Source organism: Nostoc sp. (assembly GCF_036917095.1).
GTDB lineage: Bacteria > Cyanobacteriota > Cyanobacteriia > Cyanobacteriales > Nostocaceae > Nostoc.
Genome location: NZ_JBALFH010000042.1, coordinates 113,523 through 136,242, shown reverse-complemented (window position 1 = coordinate 136,242; position 22,720 = coordinate 113,523). Strand labels below are relative to the sequence as shown.

The following is a 22,720-nucleotide window of genomic DNA, read 5'->3' as shown; positions in this document are numbered from 1 at the left end:
ATCCCCCAGCAGACGTTTTGTCATCGCCAAAGCTTCGATATACAAAGGTTCGGCATCGCTGTATCTTCCCTGTGAATCATAGAGGAATGCCAAATTGTTCAGGCTATTTGCTATATCGGGGTGTTTATCCCCCAGCAGACGTTTTGTCATCGCCAAAGCTTCGATATACAAAGGTTCGGCATCGCTGTACCTTCCCTGTAAATTGTAGAGTGCTGCCAAATTGTTCAGGCTAGTTGCCACAGAGGGGTGTTCATCCCCCAGCAGACGTTTTGTCATCGCCAAAGCTTCGATATACAAAGGTTCGGCATCGCTGTACCTTCCCTGTGAATTGTAGAGTAATGCCAAATTGTTCAGGCTAGTTGCCACAGAGGGGTGTTCATCCCCCAGCAGACGTTTTGTCATCGCCAAATCTTCGATATACAAAGGTTCGGCATCGCTGTACCTTCCCTGTAATTTGTAGAGTGCTGCCAAATTGTTCAGGCTATTTGCTATATCCGGGTGTTCATCCCCAAAACGTTTTTTAGCAGATGATAAACATTTTTCATACCACGGTAAAGCTTGGACGTAGGCTCCTTGACCTTCGTAAAATCTAGCCAAGCCTATAAAAGGCCAGATTAAATCATCATCGCTTAACCAAGCTTGGTAAACTGTAGCAACTTCTCCAAGGTGTGAGATAGCCAGGGTTGCTTGAGCAATGTCTATAAATGTGGGTGTCTGAGGAATATCTTTTGCTACGGCTACCATTGCTTGACAATAGCCGCGCTTGAGTTCGTCAGCTTCCGCCAAATCTTCTAACTTCTGCTGCAATAATTCCCGAATGCGATCGTGAACTTGGTAGGTGTCCTCTGCCAATTCTTGCAGCAAATAACGCTCAACTAAAATAGTGCAGTTAACTTTTAAATCAAATTTCCAATGGCTATAACTTGCTGCTGATTCTACCAAAGACGAAGGGATAGGAGCCAAAGCAAACAAACTCAAAAGACTTGCCAATTTTTGCGCTTCTGGTTCTAAGCTTTGCCAATTCAACTCAAAAGCTGCTGCTACACCAGACTCGCCTGCTGATGTTTGCTTTTGTAGCCGCGCGAGAATGTCTGCTAGCATAATACTCCTCCTCGGTTTTGACTATGCCCCGCTATTTGGTAGAGTGCAATGGGTGAATAACCGATTAATTTACAAATTTCTTTTGCTGTCTCCGTATTTTGTTGAACATATTCATCCCCCAATAGCTTTGCTAATAATTCTAAGGCTCCATCTTCTGACAATCCACCTAACGGCAGTGATGGATATGCTAACCCTGTGTTTAGACGAGTGGTAATTAACACCTTAAACCGAGAACCTTTAGGTGGTAGATAGGGTTTAATTTGCATCCAGTCTTTGACATCATCAAATATCAATAAAACTTTGCCAGCTTGCCACTTTTTCCAGCAATAAGCAACTTGACCTGCTAGGCTTAATCCATCAGGGAGATTAAAGTTAGGTAAATTCACAACTCCAAACTCTACTAACTGGGTTCCCAAATTAATACCTTGGGGGTTTAACCAACAACACCCGCCAGAATAATCTTCTAAATATTGCCATGAGTATTGAATAGCTAACTCTGTTTTACCCACGCCACCTTGCCCAGTCACATCGGTAATTGCCACAACATCATTTGCTTGCAATAGCTGATGCAATTGTTCTATTTGCTCATCCCTGCCAACAAACTTACGAGCTTGACTCTGTGGGATATCATGTGGAATTTCAGACGGATTAAAATGATATTTTTCAATATCTCCATCCCAACTTCGGTAATAAAAATAAGTCGGCAGTTGTTTTTTATCTAAAATGTTAAATCGCTGCTTAACTGTCTCAGCAACTTCCCTCATATTCGGGGGAAAACTCCCATTAGCTCCTGCGAAAGCCTCTCTCACAGCTTGAGAAAAGTATCCTGTTTTTTCTGTAGAATTTACATTTGCTTTTTCTCCTTCTCGCGTAGCCAGTAACACAAATTGTTGACTAGCTGGGTTTGCCTGACCACTCGAAAAAGCTTTGCCACGTAAGTCAGTTGGTCTTCCCTTTGACTCTAAAAGATAATTGGCACAGGCATCAATAATACAAATATGATTACGAATCTGAAATCTATCTGAAGCCAAAAAATCTAATAAAGACTTTAAATCTAAATTCTGCCAATTCTGTTGAGTTGCATCAGCACAAATCAACCGACGCTCTCGTTCTGAGGTAATCAAACCATGTCCCGCCCAAAAGATGTAGAGTAAATCCCCCGACTTTGGGGATAAAAAGTTAGTCACAATGTCGGAGATATTTTGCTCTGTTGCTAACTCTACATTTAACCCACATTCCCCAATTAACTGCTGATTTTCTTCCAGTGCTGATAAACATAACCGGATATTTTCCTTCGGTACACCGCGCAGATGCAGCCAATGAGCAAATTTCAGCGCGTCATCGGCTGGCCCTCCACCTGGCACGTTCCAAGCAGATTCGTGGTACTTTTCAATACCCACAATTAACCCAAATGTCCGCTCAGGTTTAGCCATCAACTGCATGATGACCTAGCCTCTCACGTTATGAGGAAAATGACCTAACCCCCCAGCCCCCTTCCCTACAAGGGAATGGGGAGCCAAACTCCCCTCTCCGCTTCGGAGAGGGGTTGGGGGAGAGGTTCTTCTACGATTACTGAATTGGTTTTCTAGATTCCGTAAAAAGTAAACCATTATGGCAACCTCGAAAGAATCGCCTCCCAAGTTTTGGCATTTGTCCAATAAGCACCGTGGGAACGGGGAAATGGTTGTCTGCTATCCACTTGCACATCCTGCACTCTATCAGGGAAAATTCTATTACCCACGTAACTGAGAAAATCCCGTAAATCGTAGATATTCAACCATTGCGGGAAATGCTCTGGCAATAACTGTCCATATTCTAAGCTGTAGAGGGCGTTAATCTCATATAAAAATGGTGCTTGGGAACCAACTGTTACCAATAATTCCACCTGAGACAACTGCTGCTGCACTAGCAAATCTACACAAGCGATACCTCCCAAGCTATGGGCGATTAAAACCACTGGCGGTTCTGCTTGGGCAATTTGTTCCTGGATAAACGCCCTAATTTTTTCACCCCGCGTCTGATACAACAAAATATCACCAGGCATAGGCGAAATTTTATCAGTTAACTCAAGGCGGTTTCCTCTGACATAATTTGTTCCGCCGTGCTGCGCTAGTTCAATAAATGGCTTTAATAACCAGCCACCCAATCCTAACTCTGCCTCTGTCAAAGCTAGAGTCAGCAATTCCACAACTTTATCGCGCAACTGGGCATCGGTGAGTATCGGGGGAAATTTTTCTTGCTGTTCGCTAATAAACATTGCTTGAGCCACAAATGCTCTAGCTATTGGTGCATAATATTCGCTCAAATCAGATTCGGAAACTGTGAGCAATGCCCGTTGATATGGTTCACAGCGAATCACAGCCTCTCGTGCTTCTGCAAATATCTCTGCAATTCCCGCCTCTTGCAACTTAGCTTCCAGTTCCAATGTTGGAGTAAAACTCGCTACACGATATTGTAAAATATCCCCTGGATCTTCCCCAAAAGCATTTCCTGACTCAATAGGTTTCAAAGACAACAGCCGCAATTCATACAAAGGGTCGCGGTATAATTGCCCCCACAATACAATATCTGCGTCTTCTTCTGGTTGAGATAAAGCCAGTGTCGCATCTTCCAATGGTACTGATGCCCGATTATCATTGAACTTTGCACCTAATGCACCCCAAAGGCAAGGAGCAACTTTGATATCAGGACGTTGAGCGTGAATCTTTTGCTCAATTATCTCAAAGGTTTCGTTGTATTCTCGTTCTCTAATGCCTGTGCCATGTACAAATATTACAGTGGTCATTGTTATAAGGGTGGCTACGCCTACGCAAAGCTTCTCCCCTGTATTATTCATGACCACGTTCTCTGATACAAGAGGACTTCCCGTGAAAAGTCAGGTATTACAGCGGTTTTCAAATGCGTAGACTACAGTCAAAGTTCGTCATAATAGGATGGGCATTGCAATGCCCATCCTACTTACTGTGGTCTATTCAGATAAAATCCGCTGTATAGCTATTGAAAATCGCTCTCAACTACCCTTAAACCTTAGTCGTGAGAAATCTTGATATTTCCGCATGTGCCAACACAGCAGCAGGTTCGCGCTGGAGAGCGTTGTAATACTTTCTCTCGAAGGTATTGCCCGTTTCTAACGGTACAATCAGCGTGCGGACATCAGCAATCAACTTTTCAAAATCTTCCATTGCTATCGGTTCATCTGCTTCGAGCATTTCATCAACTTGCACAACCATCTCGGAAATGCGATGTAGCCAAGCAAATTGTTCATGAGCGATAACTAGCTGAAGTAGTTCTCCGCTTGATACTCGTCCACTAACCTGTTCGTAGGCAATGCGTTCTGTATCCAACAACATTTTATGAAGGTGGAGTAATTTATTTCGTAAATCACGCAGATATTGATGTTGACGTATTCTCTGTGAAAGTGTGTTAGAAGTCAATGTTACCCATCCTTTCGTTACGATAGTCTTGAATGGCTTAAATGATTGCTGCGTCAGTATTCATCACGAATAGACTGTAGCGAACAACTGGTTGGTTGAGTTATACGCTAGCGATGATGAGCATATCCAATGATGGTGTAGCAAGATCCCCGCAGGTTTACGGGAGCGGCACTCAACATACATCGCCACTTTCTCACTGTCTTGTGCAAACAGCATCATTAGCCATCTGCCCAACCTCAGTTCATGTATTCGGTTTCCTTGTTAAGACGCATGACAATCAACATATCTTTTTATAACTGTTGTATCTTATATTTGATTACTCATATATTAGCATAAACTTATAAGAAGTACATAGTGTAGAACCTATCGAGAAAATATCAATTATGGGAAAACTGTCTTAATGTCGCTAGCATACGTAATTTTAGGTCTTCTTCAGCAGCAGGAAATGACGGGCTATGACCTCAAAACGAGCTGCTTCGATCGATGCATTGCCCATTTGTGGCCGGCAGACCAGGCACAAATTTACAGAACTCTCGATAAGCTAGTTGAGCAAGGCTGGATTACCTGTACAATTGAGATTGGGCGCGATCGCCCCAACCGCAAAGTCTACAGCGTAACGGAGCCAGGGAAAGCCGAATTCGCCCGATGGCTTGGAACTCATCAGCCCTTACCGACTGTACGAGAACCAATGCTAGTCCAGTTGCATTTTGCAGATCAGTTGCCAAATGAAACTATCATTTACCTACTGGAAGAACAATTAACGGCTCGAAGCAAAAAGCTTGCTGAATGTGAAATTATTGATTTGCCATCACTTGGTGATGAGTCTGCCAACCGCGAGCAAGTAATGCAAAGGCTTGTGCTGGAGTTGATGATCCGAAGAGAACAGACTTATATTGATTGGTTAAAGATAGCGCTCAATGTTATCACTCACCAAAAGCCTTATGCATCAAATTATCAGATTCTTTGATACTCCTAGCACTAAAGCGACGGGGATTCCTGTTTCAACCGGTTTCTTTCGGATGATTGGCTATCTTTTGTTTAGATAGGTCCACAGGCTCGAAATTATACTATAGGTCGTTTTCACCAGAACCTTTGCGCTAGCATCTCAAAAAGAGGAAGCCGTTGGCTCTAGCTCGTTTTTCTGTAACTCTGATAAATCAAGGCAATGGTAACAACAGCAATCAATCCTTATCTCGATCGCAATTTTGCTCCAGTCCGTGAAGAAATCACCACCGACAAATTGCCAGTCATCGGTGAATTACCCCTTGACTTATCGGGGATATTTGTCCGAAATGGCCCTAACCCTCAATGGACACCCATCGGTCAATATCACTGGTTTGACGGAGATGGGATGTTGCATGGTGTGCAAATTAGCAACGGTGTAGCCACTTATCGCAACCGCTACGTCCAGACAGCCGGATGGAAAAAAGAACGAGAAGCGGGTAAGGCTCTCTGGAGTGGGTTGTTAGAACCACGGCGAATGGATAACCCCTACAGTGGCTACAAAAATACCGCCAACACTGCCTTAGTGTGGCACGCGGGTCAGATGTTGGCGCTGAATGAGGGGGGTAAACCTCACGCCATCAAGTTTCCTGAATTAGAAACTATTGGCGAGTATAACTACAATGGCAAGCTAGTTTCTGCATTCACAGCCCATCCCAAAGTAGACCCGGTTACTGGGGAAATGATCTTCTTTGGCTACTCTTTCTTTGCGCCACCTTACCTGCAATATAGTCTGGTTTCAGCACAAGGCGAACTGTTGTGGACAGTCCCAATTGACCTGCCAATGGGGGTGATGATGCACGATTTCGCCATTACTGAAAACTACACGATATTTATGGATTTGCCGCTGACTTTTAATCCAGAAAGAGCGCAACGGGGAGAACCTGTAATGATGTTTGAGCGCGATCGCCCTAGTCGTTTTGGCATTTTACCACGTCATGGTGACAACAGTAATATCCGCTGGTTTGAGAGTCCCTCTTGCTACGTCTTCCATACCCTCAACGCCTATGAAGACGGAGATGAAGTGGTGCTTATTGCTTGTCGCATGAGTTCAACTAGTGTTTTGAGTACAGACGATTCGCAACCCGACCCAGATGGAAATATTCCGCGCTTACATCGCTGGCGATTTAACCTCAACACGGGGACAGTACGCGAAGAAATGTTGGATGATGTAGCTTCTGAATTTCCCCGCGTCAACGAAAACCTATTGGGGCGGCAAAACCGATATGGCTACACTAACAAAGCGGCAAACAATCCCCTACCTTTATTTGAAGGTATTATTAAGTACGACTTCAGCAATGGAAAGTCCCAAACCCACGAATTCGGAGAAGGGCGCTATGGTGGTGAAACTGTGTTTGCACCGCGTCCTGGTGCAACGGCTGAGGATGATGGTTGGCTTATGACTTTCGTCCACGATGAGGGTTCAGATACTTCAGAATTAGTAGTGGTGAATGCCCAAGATGTGACCGCTGAACCTGTAGCGCGGGTGATAATTCCTCAACGGGTGCCTTATGGATTTCATGGTGCTTGGGTTGCTGAGGAATAGTCGATCGTTTCGCTTTTACAGTCAGCAATTATTATAAAAAGACCTCTCCCTGGTTCTGCTACGCAAAACCTGTCCCTCTCCGAGTCGGAGAGGGACAGACTTGAACTTTAGTTCAAAGCAGGGAGAGATTAGTGGAACTCACGTTTACGTTTTTTCCCTATACCCTCCAGCGTAGTCAATTACACAAATTGTTCTATATGATTTGTGAGTTCCATAAGCAACGCCAGACACTTTAAAAGCGCCGTTAAAAATGTTTTTTCTATGACCGCGATCGCTTACACCATCATCAATAATTAACTGCATGACGATATCTTGGGCACTGTTTGGGCCATAACTGATATTTTCGCCTGCGGTTGTTTGCCACGTACCATAGCGGTTGATGCGATTAAAGGGGTTGCTACCATCGCTACCATCATGACCTGTAGCACCTATTGGGCCTTGGTCTTTAACATGGTCTCTTGCTCCTAAAGACATACCCTTAGATGCACTCAACGCTCCTACAGGACGTGCTGATTTCAGAAATGCGATCGCTTCATCCACCGCTTTGACTCCTTCTTGAGTTCGCAAATAGGTATTATTAGAAATTTTGACTCGGTTCCCCTGGAAGCGCTTTCTATAGTTTTCCAAAATCGGGAGATATGACTTGGGATTTGTTCGTACCTTATTTGTTTCAACGATTACCTGTTGTTCTAGTGGTGAAAGATAACTCGCCTTTGCTAATAAAGTTGGACTGTTTTTTTGAACTACTGCTGGGTTAGGCTTGGCTACAGACGGGTTAGATTGAAACAGTTGATCTGAGCAGCCCAAAATCAGGGTAACTGGCAAAAGTACCCAAAATTTAATGCGATGCATTCATGACCTCACAATTTTTTCTATGGATTAATTTAGTGAATTAGAAGAAATAATAATTTTCAACACACACTGAAGTTTCTAGACGCTTCTTTATCCGGAATTTTAGAAGTGGCTTGTTGTAAGACATTAGAACTTCGATCGGTTTCCCAAGAAGAACGGAAATGAGTTAATCAAAACTATAGATAACGCTGTGTAGGCGTAGACTGTTGTAGACATCGCCTTTGTTCCTTGAGTGTTAAAAAAGAATTACTTAATACCTGTTGTAACCTATCTAACACTGAAACGTAAAGCACAAAAAAATATTTTTACTTTATTACGCTTGATTTTAAATACAATAATTAAGAACGTTACATAATACTAAATATAACGCAAATAAAAACTTTGCATATTTGCATTTGAGAGAAAAACGCAGAGTTTATATGGTGTCCGCTCAGATAACTGTCATTGCGATCGCTCGTTCTCGGCAAACCTAAAAAACCTTGCGATGGCCCAAGCGCCCGGAGTAGGCGATCGCTAATTTTACTCGGAATTGACTAATTACGGCTGATTTGCCGGATATCATATTACACTTTGAGAAACCAGCGTTGCCGATACATCAGAACACCAACAGCCCACCACAACAACACGGTGACTATGGCAAACAACAGGGAACCATTTAGGACTCCCGCCCAAGATGCGAAAAAATTCTGGTAAATCCAATTGTAGGTACTGGGAGCGTCTTTACCTGTGCCGATAGTGGTTTTCACTAAAATTTTAATCAATAAAACGGATGGAACGAAAAGTGCGATCGCATTTAAGCCCATAATTTCAAAAGGTTTACTCCAGCGACGATTGGCCCGTACTTCGATGAGTTCATAACAAGCTGCTAGCAAAAGTAACGCCCAACCACTGGTAAAAACTACATAGGAACTTGTCCACAGCTTTTTGTTGATAGGGAATGTCCACCCCCACGCCCAACCGATAATTAAGCAACCAACTCCAAATAATGCTAAACCTATACTTGTGCGTGACTGTACAGGTTGGCTGCGTATCCATTGTCCAGCGAAGTAGCCAGCGAGGACGCTTACTATGGCGGGAATAGTACTGAACAGTCCCTCTGGATCTCCCATAAAGTTGAAACCATCACCTTTATATAGATGTGCTTTAGGAATAATCAGGCGGTCAACATAAGCGGCGAAATTACCTTCCCGCGTCAAAACTCCCGCGCCAAAATCGGGCACTGCTACATACATCATCGTTAGCCAGTAACCGATAAGTAGCACAGCTGCCAGTATCCATTGGCCTTTACGTCCAAGGTTGAGAACAGCTAAGGAAGCCAGCAGATAGGTAAGACTAATGCGCTGCAACACTCCCATAAATCGGATACTACTCAAGTCAAAAGTCCAAACACCCTGATTCCAAAAGCCATTGAGTAGCAATCCCAAGGCAAAGAGAATGGCAGCACGGCGTAAGATGCGCCAGTAAACAGCTGAGGTTGGGTTATTACCTTCGGTGTACTTTGACAGCGAAAAAGTCATCGCTACACCGATAATGAAGAGAAAAAAGGGGAATACCAAGTCAGTTGGTGTACAGCCGTGCCAATCGGCGTGTGCTAAGGGAGGATATACATCATCTGCGACTCCTGCCATATTGACGAGAATCATAGCAGCGATGGTAATGCCGCGAAAAACATCCAGTGAAGTCAGGCGCATAAGCGGAATTTTCTGTTAGATGAGTATCTAACCTACCCCGCTTGATGCAGGTAATCAAGCAAAATTTATAGACTTGGATACAAGTTAAAATTTTGTTAAGTCATTATCACCAATCCCTATGTCAATCAAAGTTGGAGATACCGCTCCTAATTTCACTCTACCCGCTCAAAACGGCTCAACAATTAGCCTCCAAGATTTTCGCGGCAAAAATGTCGTCCTATATTTTTACCCCAAGGACGACACACCCGGATGTACGGCTGAATCTTGCGCCTTTCGCGATCGCTATGAAGTGTTTAAAAGTGCTGGCGCTGAAGTTGTCGGCGTGAGTGCTGACTCCAGCGAATCTCACCAAAAATTTGCTGCGAAATATAATCTACCTTTTACCCTGTTAACTGACAAAGGCGACCAAGTGCGGAAGCTATATGGCGCAACAGCAGCCTTTGGCTTATTCCCTGGTCGCGTTACTTACGTCATTGACCAACAGGGAGTTGTGCAATACGTGTTTGATTCAATGTTTAACTTTAAAGGTCATGTTGAGGAAGCACTGAAAACTTTGCAACAGCTTGCGATTAAGTAAGGGTTAGGAGATAGGAGTTATTTCTCCCCTATCTCCCCATTTCCTAATCCTATTTATTCGAGTGCGACTTTTCCGGCATGACAATATTCGCGTGGGTTGCCTTGCCATTTTTGCCGTTAGTATGGCCGTTACCATTGCGGGGATGGATCACACCATAACCGCCGTGGTTGCGTTCGTAAATTACATTAATCTCTCCAGTTTCAGAATTGCGGAACATATAAAAGTCGTGTCCCACGAGTTGCAGTTGTTCTAGGGCTTCTGCAAGGGTCATCGGCGGCATGGAAAAATATTTGGTGCGGACGACTTCGTTGGGTAATTCGGGGGTGCGATCGCCAATTAAATCTGTTACTACCGTCTCTGTAATAACTACTTCTGTTGGTTGAGCTTGAGTTTTCTGATCTTGACGCCGTTCTTTGTATTTCCGCAGTTGACGCGAAATTTTATCTGCAACTAAGTCAATGCTGGCATAGAGATTTTCACTGCTTTCCTCGGCACGGATAACGCTACCATTAGCGTAAATAGTTACTTCAGCCGCTTGTCTTGGATTAATTCGAGGATTACGGGCTACGCTAAGATGCACATCCACTTCATTTGTAATGCTCTGAAAGTGACTAACTGCTTTTTCAATCTTTTGATGTACATATTCCCGAATCGCATCGGTGATTTCAATATTTTTGCCGTGGATGACAAGCTTCATGTAAACTCTCCCACTGAATATTTGATGTGTGAATTTGCTTTGTATGAAAAGAAATTGCGGTAAGGTCTATTACTCCCGCCAAAACAAATTGTGAACTCTTTCTATGTACTGCTGGTAAGGTGTGTCTAAGCTCACTATATCTAAGTTTTTGCTCATTATACCCTTGATTTTTCTCGTCATCTCTGCGCTGATATCCAATTGGATTTGCACATAGAACTCCTTGGTGAGGAAATTTTAGCAGTAGCTCCTGTAACTGTCTTCTGTTTTAAAACAACGCTTACAGAACTGTTGATACTTGCTCCTTCTGCGTTCGGTTGAAGTTTGCTCGCTGTCGATCGAGAACACGAGTATTTATGGAAGTTTATCTTGTTTGAGATCCAAACAATATAATTAGAGTCATCAGCCAGTACATTCGTTCTTATTGTGTTGGCATGATGCTTATTGCAGAGAATTCCTCCTAAAACCTATTGAGGTTATATATTCAAGCTAGCACTTTGTATTTTCTAATTCATGTTCCCTTGACTTTCCTTTAAAATCCTTTGCAAATCTTGACATTTTTTGACTCCATTTCTGTAACTTGAAATATATTTCGTCCCCAATACTAGTTGATTTTTGGCATGATCCATAGTGATAAAACACACAAAAACCGTTGTTTGCTGTATAACCAAGGATTAATGCCTTACTTAGAAGCTCATGCGTGGCAGCGATCGCTCCTGACTGAGCGTATCCATGACCCCAATCTAGATGACGTGTTAATTTTGCTAGAACATCCACCCGTCTACACTTTGGGACAAGGAAGCAACTCAGATTTTCTCAAATTTGATATTGACAAAGGTCAATATGATGTGCATCGAGTTGAACGGGGCGGTGAGGTTACTTACCATTGTCCCGGTCAACTAGTGGGGTATCCAATTTTAAATCTGCAACGTTATCGTAAAGACCTCCATTGGTACTTACGCGAACTCGAAGAAGTCATAATTCGCGTATTAGCAGTTTATGGGTTGCAGGGAGAAAGAATTCCGGCTTTTACTGGCGTTTGGTTACAAGGGCGAAAAGTTGCGGCTATTGGGATAAAAGTTAGTCGTTGGATTACCATGCACGGCTTTGCATTAAATGTTTGTCCAGATATGACAGGCTTTGAGCGCATTGTACCCTGCGGTATTTCTGATAAACCTGTAGGTACTTTAGCCGAATGGATTCCAGGTATCACCTGCCAAGAAGTGCGTTTTTATGTAGCACAGTGCTTTGCTGAAGTCTTTGGTGTGGAATTAGCCGAGTCGCAACCTCAAGGATTTTTCCAGTCTGAGTAAATTCAGCTTGTAATTATGTAATAAATACTATAGCAGTCCCACTTAAATTGTGAGACAATAATGATAGTAGTCCATATTTATATAGTATCAAAATAACTATTTAACTGCTGTTGTCAAAGCTAGAATCTGATTATTTACAAATTTATATACTAACTTTTTACGGCACTAAAGCACAACTTTGCGTGTGAATTACTCAAATCATCTCCAGGTATATGCCTCATCCTTAACGTCTCTGAGAGAACGTGATTGGACAGCTTTGATAGAACTATTTGATAGAGACGACGGTGATGAAATTGAAGCCGACATCCACAGTAGTTTGTTTTGGCTGATACCTGAACCTTGTTGGGAAGACGATCCGTTTGAGTTCTTGCGCGAATATCTTTGAAGAATGGTCAGTGATGAGTTAAAAAGAACTCTTTAATTTATAACTCCAAACTCCTAACTCTTAACTATCTAACGTTGAGGCGACTAAGGAAAATACGTAAGCGATCGCTTTGCGGATTGGTCAGTACTTCATAGGCTGGGCCTTGTTCTGTCACAATACCTTTGTCTAAAAATATTAGCTGATGCGCTACTTCTTTTGCAAATTGCATTTCATGGGTGACAACCACCATTGTCATGCCTTCTGATGCTAATTGTTGCATCACTTGCAAAACTTCGCCGACGAGTTCGGGATCTAGGGCGCTGGTGGGTTCGTCAAATAGCATGATTTGGGGATTCATACATAAACTACGAGCGATCGCTACTCGTTGCTTTTGTCCGCCAGAAAGTTGTTCGGGATAAGCAGATGCTTTGTCCAATAAGCCAACTTTTTCTAAATACACTCTCGCTAGTTGGGCGCTTTCCTTCGGTGTTTTTCCCAGAACTTTCCGGGGAGCGAGTGTCATATTTTCCAGAACGCTGAGATGAGGAAACAGGTTGAATTGCTGGAAAACCATGCCTACTTGTGTTCGTAGTTGTCGCAGTTGGCTATAGTTAAGAGTGGGTCGGGATAAGTTAATACCGTTGATTATTAAACGCCCGTTGTCAATGGTTTCTAGGCGATTAAAGCAGCGTAGTAGGGTACTTTTACCACAGCCAGAGGAACCGATAACTGCAACGACTTCTCCTCGGTTGATTTCGCCTGTGATTCCTTTGAGGACTTTTAGTGAACCAAAGTTTTTTTCGATATTGTCAAAAATAATGGCGGGAATGGTATTGTTCATTACTTATGTCAAGCTGCTCTACAGTTGATTGTAAGGTTTTTAATGTAGACGCGCAGTAGTCCTAAAAAATGCCTCAGAATCAATTTTGAGGCTAATAGCTAAAGTCTTATGAAGAAGGCTAAGTAGGCAGTAGCTCTGAGCCAATAAATAAATTTTTTGGCGCGAGATTGGACAGTTACAAGATATAACTTGAACGAACCGCAGAGGCGCAGAGAGCGCAGAGGGAGAGAGAAAATAATATGGCTAAATTTAGTTTTATCCGTTGGCTACGCTTATCTCTAGTTATAAGTTTTAGCTGTTTGTTTTTGGCTGGTTGTGGGGTGAATCCTAGTGCTGGGAAAACTCTGCGGGTTGCTACTGAACCGGCGTTTCCACCTTTTGAGTTTCAGGGAAAAGGTGGTGAGTTGCAGGGTTTTTCGATGGATTTGATGAATGCGATTTCTTCTTCTACTAATTTTAAAGTGAATTTTCAAAGTCTGCCTTTTGATGGCATTATCCCAGCTTTGCAAGGCAAAACGGTAGATGCGGCAATTAGTTCGATCACGATTACCGAGGAGAGGGCAAAGACGATTTCTTTTTCCCGTCCTTATTTTAAGGCTGGGTTAGCGATCGCCATCCGTGCAGATAATCAAAATATTACTGGTTTTGACAGTCTCAAAAATAAAAAAATTGCTGTACAAATTGGTACAACTGGGGCTGCAAAGGCTAAGAGTATTCCTGGAGTGCAAATTCGCAGTTTTGATTCAGCACCTTTAGCCTTACAAGAATTACTCAATGGGAATGTGGATGCGGTAATTAATGATGCACCAGTGACTTTATATGCTATTAATACGGGCAATCTTCAAGGAATTAAAATAGTACAGCAATTGCTGACGGAGGAGTTTTACGGGATTGCTACAGCTAAAAGTTCGCCGAATTTGGCATTAATAAACAACGGTTTGGATAGGGTGCTGAAAAATGGTACTTATTCCCAAATTTATCGAAAATGGTTTAAAGCCGAGCCGCCATCATTACCAGTTCAATCACCATTTGAGAACCAAACTAGCGCTGGCACACCTAAAATATTTACCTCAATTGGCGTGATTTTGCAGGCTTTTCCAACTTTATTACAAGGTACGTTGGTAACGTTGCAATTGACGATACTTTCTGTAGTATTTGGTTTAATTGGGGGTTCCCTGATTGGTATTGTCCGCCTTTCTCATATTGCACCTGTGCGTTGGTTGGCGAGAGCGTATGTGGATTTTTTCCGGGGAACGCCTTTGTTGGTGCAAATTTTTATGATTTACTTTGGGTTACCTGCAATTTTGCAAGAACTCGGTTTTACATTTAGTTTCGATCGTTTGGTAGCTGGAGTAATTGCCTTAAGTTTGAATAGCGCCGCATACATTGCCGAAGTTGTTCGTGCTGGGATTCAATCAATTGAAACAGGACAAGCAGAAGCAGCACAGTCATTAGGTTTGAGTTCTGTACAAACAATGAGTTATGTAATTTTTCCTCAAGCTTTCCGGCGGATGATTCCACCTTTAGGGAATGAATTTATCAGTTTGTTGAAAGATACAAGCTTAGTTGCAGTGATTGGTTTTGAAGAATTGTTTCGCAAAGGACAGCTAATTGTCGCCGACAACTATCGCGCTTTTGAAATTTACGCGGCTGTGGCGGTGGTTTATTTATGTTTGACGTTACTCTTTTCACAAGCATTTAGTCGCTTAGAAGTGTGGATGAATCCGGTTAAACGGCGGAGGGGACTTTGAGAAGTTTTTGCTCCCCTTAAAAAGGCGCAAGGCTTTGCGGAGCAACTCTAGAAGACTTGTATACACGCCAGAACTGTAACGGAAGTCTCCGGCTTTGCTCCTAAATTTTTTGTTGTTAATAAGTAGATTTAGCTAAACTATAAAAATCAAATTTTTTCAACATTTCCAAAAATGTGAACACCGCAGGCACATGGAGAGCATTAGATAGAATTGCAGTTCCAATTACTCTTTTTAACGGTGCAGGTAAACTGTATACTTGCACCTTTGGGGGAATAGGTACAGCTGCTAAACGAGGCATAATAGCTGCTCTCAATCCTTGATTCACCATACTAACGACTGTAGAATCTTCTTGGATGTCGCTAGCAGTATTTATTGGAATTGCTAAACTTTTCAAGTGGTTGTGAAGAATGCGTCCACAGGGTGTGCAAGGAAGCAAAACAGGTGGATAGGCTGCTATGTCTTCCCAAGTAATTTCTGGGCTGCTAATTTTGGTATGTGGTGGTAGTAAAGCTAGATACTCATCCTGAAAAATTTCCCAGGTGTCAAATTCTTCACCAGTTGGTAGACAGGTAATACCAATATCGGTACGTCCATCACGCAAACACTGTTCTACATCGGTGAAAGCAGGACACTCTATGATTGTGACAGCAATTTCTGGAAATTGATTGTGAAATTGTGCGATCGCTTTTGGTAATAAATGGGTGGCGACGCTGCGAAAAGCCGCAATTCGCACATGGCCACCATGTAAACCTTTATGCAAGTTTGCTTCGTGTTGCATCATCTCTAGATGCTGCATTGCTTGACGCGCATGATATAAAATGCGCTCTCCAGCAGGTGTGAGCACAGCACCGTGACGACCTCTAGCAAATAAAGGCACACCTAATTCTTCTTCTAAGGTAGCGATCGCATGACTAATCGCAGGCTGGGAAAGCTGCAATTCTAAGGCTGCTTCACTAAAGTTACCACGATCTGCTACTGCAACTATGGCTCGAAGTTGGGAGAATTTCATGGTTAATTGACGACAACAAAGGTATATACATCCTGATTTAATTGTGGCAAAAAGGTTCTATTAGTGATTTTTCATATCTATAAATCCCATTTATACAACCTATGCAAGTCATGATTTGATTCCTAACTGAGATGTTGCTACTGTTTTATTTACCGAGAAACTTTCAGGAATAATTATATGAACAATGACATTAGGTGTCTCCCAACAGAAGATACAAGAATAAATTGTAGTCCGTTATTCAAGAAAAATTTCAACTCCAACTTCTGGAAATCTCTGCATAGTATCTGGGAAAATTTTGTCAAAAAAATCCTCGCAGATCCTAACGAATTACAAGTTTGGCAAAAGGTTGACCGCTACGGTAATATCTATTGGCAAGCTTACGACCCTGCAACAGGGAAATCTTTCTCTTCAGGTTCCCAAGCTGATGTGTGTATGTGGATTGAACAACTTTATAAATATTAAAAATATGACACAACTTACTTTAGTAATTGGCAATAAAAATTATTCATCTTGGTCGCTCCGTCCTTGGCTAGCGATGAAACAATTTGGTTTGGAATTCAATGAAATTCGCATTCCTCTCTACAACAGTCCAGAATATTCTTCAAAAATTCGGCAATACTCTCCATCAGGAAAAGTACCTGTATTGTTGCACGACACACAAACGGTGTGGGATTCTCTTGCTATTTGTGAATATCTAGCTGAAACCTTTCCGACTCTACAATGGTGGCCAGAGGATAAGGCTGCAAGGACATTCGCCCGTTCCATCAGTGCGGAAATGCACTCAGGCTTTCAAAATTTGCGTCAAAATATGCCGATGAACTGCCGTACTAAATATCCAGGTTTTGGTTTAGCATCCGGCGTACAACAAGACATTGACCGCATCACTAGTATCTGGCAAGAATCACGCCAAAAATTCGGATCTAGTGGCAATTTTTTATTTGGAAATTTTGCGTAGGCGTAGCCCGTCGTAGACATCGCTGATGCATTCTTTGCTCCAGTCGTACTACGGTTTGTAGCCTATGATGTGCAGTTAGATCCTGTTTCTAGAGATTATGTAGAGGCAGTTTTGGCGCTTCCAGCAATGCAAGAGTGGATAAAGGCAGCAAAGAGTGAGACAGAAATTCTCTCTCAATACGAGTTTTAAGCAAAAGGCAAAGAATAACATGAACGGCAGGAATATTTCTATTCGACATGCAAACCAAAGAGATATTCCTGCCATTATGGAAATGATTCATTTGAAAGCCGAATTTGATGGTTGTCCTGAATCTGTAGAAGCAACTCCTCAAAAGCTAGAAATTGATCTATTTGGAGAAAAGCCCCTTGCTTTTGTTCTTTTAGCTGAGGTTGATGGGGATGCTGTTGGGTTAGCAACTTATCACTTTATCTATTCAACTTTTTTAGCAAAACCTGGAATTTGGCTTGATGACTTATATGTTAAGGCTGAACATCGAAGCCACGGAGTTGGTCAGACGTTGATACTACGCTTGCGCCAGATTGGGCAGGAAAAAAGCTGTGGCAGAATCGATTGGACTGTAGCTGTATCTAACGAGCGTGGAATCAAGTTTTATGAAAGAATAGGTGCGAAAATCGTCAACAAAGTAAAATTATGTCGCTTAGATGGTCGGGCACTCAGTAAGTAAATCTTAAGTAGGGGAAGCAGGGGTAATTCAGGCTTCCTCTTAGAACTTTAGCGAAAACAGTGCAAACTACGAACAATTTTTACCCATTAACTAAATAAAGTTAAATAATTGTAAATATTAATAGTATAAATACATATTCTTAGACAAAAATATGTATCTATACCAATAAACGATATCTCATTGTTAAGCATTATTTTCATGGGTATTATAATATTGACAGAAATATCTATTTTAGAAAGAGAATACGGAAATCCAGTCATTTAGCAAGTAATAATTATATTTACTGATTATTAACACACCGAGGAATAATAGAGATAAACTAGATAAAATAGAAATTAAAAATTTAGTGACCTAAATATAATAAGCATTTGCGAAAGGAATTTTTGATAACTGTCATCACAACTTAAACAGTTTTTTGTAGTCAAGTTGAAGCAGAATACATAGATGCGGATAATTGGACATATCAACTACAAAAGGTACTACCCATGAGTTCCCGCGCACTGCTGTTAGTAAATCGTCATGCCCGGCAAGGGCAAAAAGGTCTGTCGGAAGCGATTGAATATCTGAAGACACTCGGCTTTGATTTAATTGAGGAGTCTACAGAACACCCCAAACATCTTGCTGAAGTTATATTTCGCTATCAGCATCAAGTTGACTTGGTAATCATTGGTGGAGGAGATGGGACTCTCAATGCCGCAGTAGATGCTTTAGTTGATACTCAGTTGCCCTTGGGAATTTTGCCTCTGGGAACTGCCAACGACCTAGCGAGAACTTTAGGAATCCCGAATTCTCTCAGCGAAGCTTGCAAAATTATTGCCTATGGAAATTTACACAGCATCGACCTGGGCTGGGTGAACGGCAAGCACTTTTTTAACGTTGCTAGTCTGGGATTGAGTGTAAAAATTACCCAGCGACTTACCAAAGAAGTCAAACGCCGTTGGGGAATATTTGCTTATGCCGCCACTGCATTGCAAGTGATTTGGGAAGCTAGACCTTTTACTGCGGAGATTTTAATCAATGGTGAATCAGTTCGCGTAAAAACAGTGCAAATCGCTGTGGGTAACGGTCGCTATTACGGCGGTGGTATGGCAGTAGCTGATGATGCGACAATAGATGACCAAAGGCTAGACCTCTATAGCTTAGAGATGAAACATTGGTGGCAGATTATACTATTACTCCCTGCGATGCGACAAGGGCGACATATACATTGGAAGAGTGTACGTTCTCATCAAGGTCAAGAAATAGAAGTGCATACTCGCAAACCTCGCCCTATTAATACAGATGGTGAAATCACTACCTACACACCTGCTCATTTTCGGGTTATACCTAAAGCTATAGCTGTTTTAGTACCCCCAGAAATCAGGGGTTAGGAGTTATTCTCCCCTATCTCCCTCTGTTAAAAATGTGGGAACTCGCATCAACTCACGCCAAATGCATCTGAGATTTTCTCAAGATATAAAGTCCCTGTTGCAACGCCTAGCTGAACAACCGCTGACTCTAGGTGATATTCTGGCAGAAACCTCAGAACGAGGGTTCTGCCTGGTAATTACATTATTAGTTTTGCCCTTTTTATTTCCTATGCCGCCAGGATTAACTGGCCCTTTTGGTGCTGCTTGTTTACTGTTATCAGCGCAAATGCTTTTAGGGAGGCGATCGCCTTGGCTACCGAAAAGAATCGCTAACTACAAATTTCCTCGTCCCTTTGCCCAGTTACTTTTGCAAAATCTGGGACGTCTTACCAAAGTTTTACAGAAAATCGCCCGTCCCCGACTATCAAAAATAGCCCATAATCCTTTGGTTTGGCGAATTAATGGCTTTTGTATCTCTTTATTAACAGTATTACTAATATTGCCAATTCCGTTTACAAATCCCATCCCCACTATAGGTATTTTACTTTTGACTGTTGCTACTATCGAATCTGACGGTTTATTAATCTGCATCAGCTACGGCATTACTGTCCTGATTTCCTTGCTGTTTGGATTTCTTGGTTATGCAATATGGTTAGCTCCCAGTTTGCTGCCATCTATATTTAAATAATAAAAGCCCGCAGCTTTAAGCTGAGGGCTGTAATTTATTAGGGTGCATCTACCATTTAATAATCCGCTTTATTGATTGCCATATCCGGGCAGATTTAACTGAGTTATAAAATTATTTTTTTGAGTATTTAAAAACTATTAGCAATAAAAAAGCCTTCAACTAAAAGCTGAGGGCTGTAATTTATTAGGGTGCATCTACCATTTAATAATCCGCTTTATTGATTGCCATATCCGGGCAGATTTAACTGAGTTATAAAATTATTTTTTTGAGTATTTAAAAACTATTAGCAATAAAAAAGCCTTCAACTAAAAGCTGAGGGCTGTAATTTATTAGGGTGCATCTACCATTTAATAATCCGCTTTATTGATTGCCATATCCGGGCAGATTTAACTGAGTCATAAAATTATTTTTTTGAGTATTTAAAAACTATTAGCAATAAAAAAGCCCGCAGCTTTAAGCTGAGGGCTGTAATTTATTAGGGTGCATCTACCATTTAATAATCCGCTTTATTGATTGCCATATCCGGGCAGATTTAACTGGGTTATAAAATTATTTTTTTGACTATTTAAAAACTATTAGCAATAAAAAAGCCTTCAACTAAAAGCTGAGGGCTATGATTTAATTAAGGTGCATCTACCATTTAATAATCCGCTTTGTTGATTGCCATATCCGGGAGAATTAGACTTTTGATCAAATTTATTTTATTCGCAAATTAAAAAATATCAGCAAAAAAAAAGCCCTCAACTAAAAGCTGAAGGCTGTGATTTAATTAAGGTGCATCTACTATTTATATATCCGTCTTAGTTATTGCTGCATCAGGAAGAATTGAAAAAAGAATGGATGGCTGTGGGATTGATTTTTTTATATACAACGGTAGTACTAGTGCAGCTTGGCGAAAATAACTATATAGCCTCTTAAAAAGCTTACTGTACAAGCAGTATTCCTTCTGCCTATTTTAAGTTTGATGGTCGAAAGTCTGTCTTCTGCTGCGGTCAAGGCTTTGCGTAGCTTGCTTTTTTGTTCGCGGAGCGTTCTGTAGGAAAGGAATACGGCTCATATCGAAAGTCCTTTTGAGACAGGCTAACAGACTGATATTAGCCGCATTGGTAGGGCTAAACCTTGCGTCAAGATTCGCTTTATCAGCAAGTTGTTAGAAAAGCCTGTGCTATGGGAAAACTTGAAGTAAGAGGCTGTGTTAAAGATTTCAGAGTGTTCATCAGTACAACAAATTATCTCGTATAAAAAATATTCATGAATTTTTTCTTAAAATCCGATCGTCAAAATCGATTTAAAACTTTAATTTTACTAGCATTATTTATGTTTGCCGGGGTTATATTTGCACTATTTATACAAAATTTATTCATTGATACTTTTAGTAATAAAAATTGGGCAACATCATCAGTAGCAAAGGCTTAAATTGGCAGGATGACTCGTGGTCAGCAGGCATACTTTTTAGAGCATGAGGGAGTTTTTGCAAAGTCTATTAATGAAATAGACATTGATATTAAAGAAGAAACATCAAACTATAACTATTCTATAAAAGTAACCCCAATCTCTGCATTTAATTATGCAAATGCACGACGAGAGTATGTACGAAAGGGATGGTTTCACAAAATACCAGTAATAGGTTATGTGAGTGCTATATTTATTGTACCTAGTACTAAAAATGAACTAACAACTCTGGTAATTATATGTCAAAACAGATTACCAGGCACTATCCATTTAAGCGATCCGATTTATCAAAATGGTGTTCTTACTTGTGGTCCGGGAACTATAAAATTGCAGTAGTAAACAACCTAATTACACTCTAAAACTATCTTAAATTGCCAATTAATAGTTCATGAAAAATAGTTTAATAATCTCAAGGCTATTATTAAACTATTTTGTTATAATAAAAACCTTTTAATAACTACCGTTTATAACGCAGAAATATTAATGAAAATACTTAAGTAACAATAACTACTCTAGCTTCCCGGAAAATAGCTTGCGGTATTTAACTAGATAATCATCGATCGACTTCACACTAATTTTACAATAATCCCGAATTTCCTCTGGATATACAAAGTTTCTGTTAATATCTCTGGCAGGATATCCGCAATAGTACGATTTTAGATTATTAGTTGGGTATATGACTATGAAAGTTAGACGCACCCAACTTGATGAAGCGATCGCAGTTTCTATTAGCCCTTGCTAGTCTTAGTATTGTCGGGACAAGCTTTTTTCTGAGAACAACTTTTAGCAGTACTAGCAAACCTAAAATAATAGCTGATACATCACGCTACAAAGAAATTCGTAATCAACTATGGTCTAATAATGACCAAGTAAAACATTTTCCTAATGAGATACCCACTGATGCCAAAGGCGTTCGCATTGCTTACTCTCCGGACTTTTTGCAGGGAAGTAGTTTTTTTCAAATTAGGCTGAAAGAGCCACCAAAAAAGATAGAAAAATTACTTTCACAATATAGAAGTAGTGCAAAGCACAAATATATGGGTGGTAACACAAACGACCACATAAACCAGCCTAACGGTGTGCCGACAACTTTCTTTTACACCAGTGACTCTCCTACGGAATCTTTTCCAGCTACTTATGAAATATTGGTATTAAATACAGAAGACAAAGGTAGACCCGGCTTCAAGTGGAATCATGGAGATAGCTACGGCGTCGCTATTAATAGTTCAGCCTCAGAAATTATCTATTGGTCTGAAAAATGGTAATTAACAATTCAAATTTATTTTGACTCGTTGTAATAAAAATTATTATTTTAGACATCCTAATTAAGAAAAATGAAGCTGTGATTACGACCTGTGTCAAATGCCTATTAACAAAAATAGGCGTTGCATACTTGCGGGATGATTTTGCTAGTTT

The 22,720-nt window shown here is 41.2% G+C and carries 22 protein-coding genes; 13 read left to right on the top strand and 9 right to left on the bottom strand.

The genetic code is table 11. The features are described from left to right. From V7L01_RS23970 to V7L01_RS23955, 4 genes are all read right to left on the bottom strand, one after another. Positions 1–1,101 (bottom strand): tetratricopeptide repeat protein (locus V7L01_RS23970; protein WP_335039101.1); only part of this gene is annotated, 1,101 nt, incomplete at its 3' end. Continuing rightward, positions 1,095–2,543, bottom strand: a complete 1,449-nt coding sequence (locus V7L01_RS23965) for an NB-ARC domain-containing protein,Caspase domain-containing protein (protein ID WP_335039099.1) — start codon at positions 2,541–2,543, stop codon at positions 1,095–1,097. The genes V7L01_RS23970 and V7L01_RS23965, both read right to left, overlap by 7 nt. 167 nt (positions 2,544–2,710) lie before the next feature. Beyond that, positions 2,711–3,886: a hypothetical protein gene (locus tag V7L01_RS23960; RefSeq protein ID WP_335039098.1), complete on the bottom strand. Its 1,176-nt coding sequence runs from the start codon at positions 3,884–3,886 to the stop codon at positions 2,711–2,713. Positions 3,887–4,121: 235 nt separating this feature from the next. Further along, positions 4,122–4,535: a hypothetical protein gene (locus V7L01_RS23955; protein WP_335039097.1), complete on the bottom strand. Its 414-nt coding sequence runs from the start codon at positions 4,533–4,535 to the stop codon at positions 4,122–4,124. A gap of 400 nt (positions 4,536–4,935) precedes the next feature. Between V7L01_RS23955 and V7L01_RS23950 the strand changes: the two genes are divergently transcribed. Both V7L01_RS23950 and V7L01_RS23945 read left to right on the top strand, forming a co-directional pair. Next, on the top strand, positions 4,936–5,502 hold the full coding sequence (locus tag V7L01_RS23950; protein WP_335039095.1) for a PadR family transcriptional regulator: 567 nt from the start codon (positions 4,936–4,938) through the stop codon (positions 5,500–5,502). 198 nt (positions 5,503–5,700) lie between these two features. Continuing rightward, entirely contained in the window at positions 5,701–7,083 is a 1,383-nt protein-coding gene (locus V7L01_RS23945) for a carotenoid oxygenase family protein (protein ID WP_335039092.1), read from the top strand. A gap of 144 nt (positions 7,084–7,227) precedes the next feature. Here V7L01_RS23945 and V7L01_RS23940 read toward each other — a convergent pair whose 3' ends face one another. Both V7L01_RS23940 and V7L01_RS23935 read right to left on the bottom strand, forming a co-directional pair. Further along, positions 7,228–7,935 carry a CAP domain-containing protein gene (locus V7L01_RS23940; protein ID WP_335039090.1) on the bottom strand — a complete coding sequence of 236 codons (708 nt, stop codon included), beginning with the start codon at positions 7,933–7,935 and terminating at the stop codon, positions 7,228–7,230. Positions 7,936–8,498: 563 nt separating this feature from the next. Continuing rightward, positions 8,499–9,626: an acyltransferase family protein gene (locus tag V7L01_RS23935; RefSeq protein WP_335039088.1), complete on the bottom strand. Its 1,128-nt coding sequence runs from the start codon at positions 9,624–9,626 to the stop codon at positions 8,499–8,501. Between the two features lie 118 nt (positions 9,627–9,744). On the opposite strand from V7L01_RS23935, the gene V7L01_RS23930 reads away from it, so the two are divergent. After that, positions 9,745–10,203 carry a peroxiredoxin gene (locus V7L01_RS23930; RefSeq protein ID WP_335039087.1) on the top strand — a complete coding sequence of 153 codons (459 nt, stop codon included), beginning with the start codon at positions 9,745–9,747 and terminating at the stop codon, positions 10,201–10,203. A 49-nt stretch (positions 10,204–10,252) separates the two neighbouring features. Here V7L01_RS23930 and hpf read toward each other — a convergent pair whose 3' ends face one another. After that, positions 10,253–10,900 carry a ribosome hibernation-promoting factor, HPF/YfiA family gene (gene hpf / locus V7L01_RS23925; RefSeq protein ID WP_335039084.1) on the bottom strand — a complete coding sequence of 216 codons (648 nt, stop codon included), beginning with the start codon at positions 10,898–10,900 and terminating at the stop codon, positions 10,253–10,255. 617 nt (positions 10,901–11,517) lie between these two features. Here hpf and lipB point away from each other — a divergent pair. Then, positions 11,518–12,210, top strand: a complete 693-nt coding sequence (gene lipB / locus V7L01_RS23920) for a lipoyl(octanoyl) transferase LipB (RefSeq protein WP_335039082.1) — start codon at positions 11,518–11,520, stop codon at positions 12,208–12,210. Between the two features lie 184 nt (positions 12,211–12,394). Next, a complete protein-coding gene (locus tag V7L01_RS23915) occupies positions 12,395–12,595 on the top strand; it encodes a hypothetical protein (RefSeq protein WP_335039080.1) in 201 nt (66 codons plus the stop codon). 64 nt (positions 12,596–12,659) lie between these two features. Here the strand turns inward: V7L01_RS23915 and V7L01_RS23910 are convergent, their stop codons facing one another. Then, complete coding sequence (locus V7L01_RS23910) at positions 12,660–13,415, bottom strand: amino acid ABC transporter ATP-binding protein (protein WP_335039078.1); 756 nt, start codon at positions 13,413–13,415, stop codon at positions 12,660–12,662. Between the two features lie 239 nt (positions 13,416–13,654). Between V7L01_RS23910 and V7L01_RS23905 the strand changes: the two genes are divergently transcribed. Beyond that, entirely contained in the window at positions 13,655–15,166 is a 1,512-nt protein-coding gene (locus V7L01_RS23905) for an ABC transporter permease subunit (protein ID WP_335039077.1), read from the top strand. Between the two features lie 115 nt (positions 15,167–15,281). Here the strand turns inward: V7L01_RS23905 and V7L01_RS23900 are convergent, their stop codons facing one another. Then, on the bottom strand, positions 15,282–16,175 hold the full coding sequence (locus V7L01_RS23900) for a LysR family transcriptional regulator (RefSeq protein WP_335039074.1): 894 nt from the start codon (positions 16,173–16,175) through the stop codon (positions 15,282–15,284). Positions 16,176–16,352: 177 nt separating this feature from the next. Between V7L01_RS23900 and V7L01_RS23895 the strand changes: the two genes are divergently transcribed. The 7 genes from V7L01_RS23895 (at position 16,353) to V7L01_RS23865 (ending at position 22,569) form a co-directional block, all read left to right on the top strand. Continuing rightward, positions 16,353–16,637, top strand: a complete 285-nt coding sequence (locus V7L01_RS23895) for a hypothetical protein (RefSeq protein WP_335039071.1) — start codon at positions 16,353–16,355, stop codon at positions 16,635–16,637. 4 nt (positions 16,638–16,641) lie between these two features. After that, positions 16,642–17,130: a glutathione S-transferase gene (locus V7L01_RS23890; RefSeq protein WP_335039069.1), complete on the top strand. Its 489-nt coding sequence runs from the start codon at positions 16,642–16,644 to the stop codon at positions 17,128–17,130. A gap of 208 nt (positions 17,131–17,338) precedes the next feature. Continuing rightward, positions 17,339–17,815: a GNAT family N-acetyltransferase gene (locus V7L01_RS23885; RefSeq protein WP_335039067.1), complete on the top strand. Its 477-nt coding sequence runs from the start codon at positions 17,339–17,341 to the stop codon at positions 17,813–17,815. A gap of 485 nt (positions 17,816–18,300) precedes the next feature. Next, positions 18,301–19,185 carry a lipid kinase gene (locus tag V7L01_RS23880; RefSeq protein ID WP_335039065.1) on the top strand — a complete coding sequence of 295 codons (885 nt, stop codon included), beginning with the start codon at positions 18,301–18,303 and terminating at the stop codon, positions 19,183–19,185. Positions 19,186–19,246: 61 nt separating this feature from the next. Beyond that, complete coding sequence (locus V7L01_RS23875; RefSeq protein WP_335039063.1) at positions 19,247–19,852, top strand: exopolysaccharide biosynthesis protein; 606 nt, start codon at positions 19,247–19,249, stop codon at positions 19,850–19,852. 1,425 nt (positions 19,853–21,277) lie between these two features. Beyond that, complete coding sequence (locus V7L01_RS23870; RefSeq protein WP_335039061.1) at positions 21,278–21,640, top strand: type IV pilin-like G/H family protein; 363 nt, start codon at positions 21,278–21,280, stop codon at positions 21,638–21,640. 371 nt (positions 21,641–22,011) lie between these two features. After that, positions 22,012–22,569 (top strand): hypothetical protein, encoded by a 558-nt coding sequence (locus tag V7L01_RS23865; protein WP_335039059.1) that lies wholly within the window; start codon positions 22,012–22,014, stop codon positions 22,567–22,569. Positions 22,570–22,720: the final 151 nt, after the last annotated feature.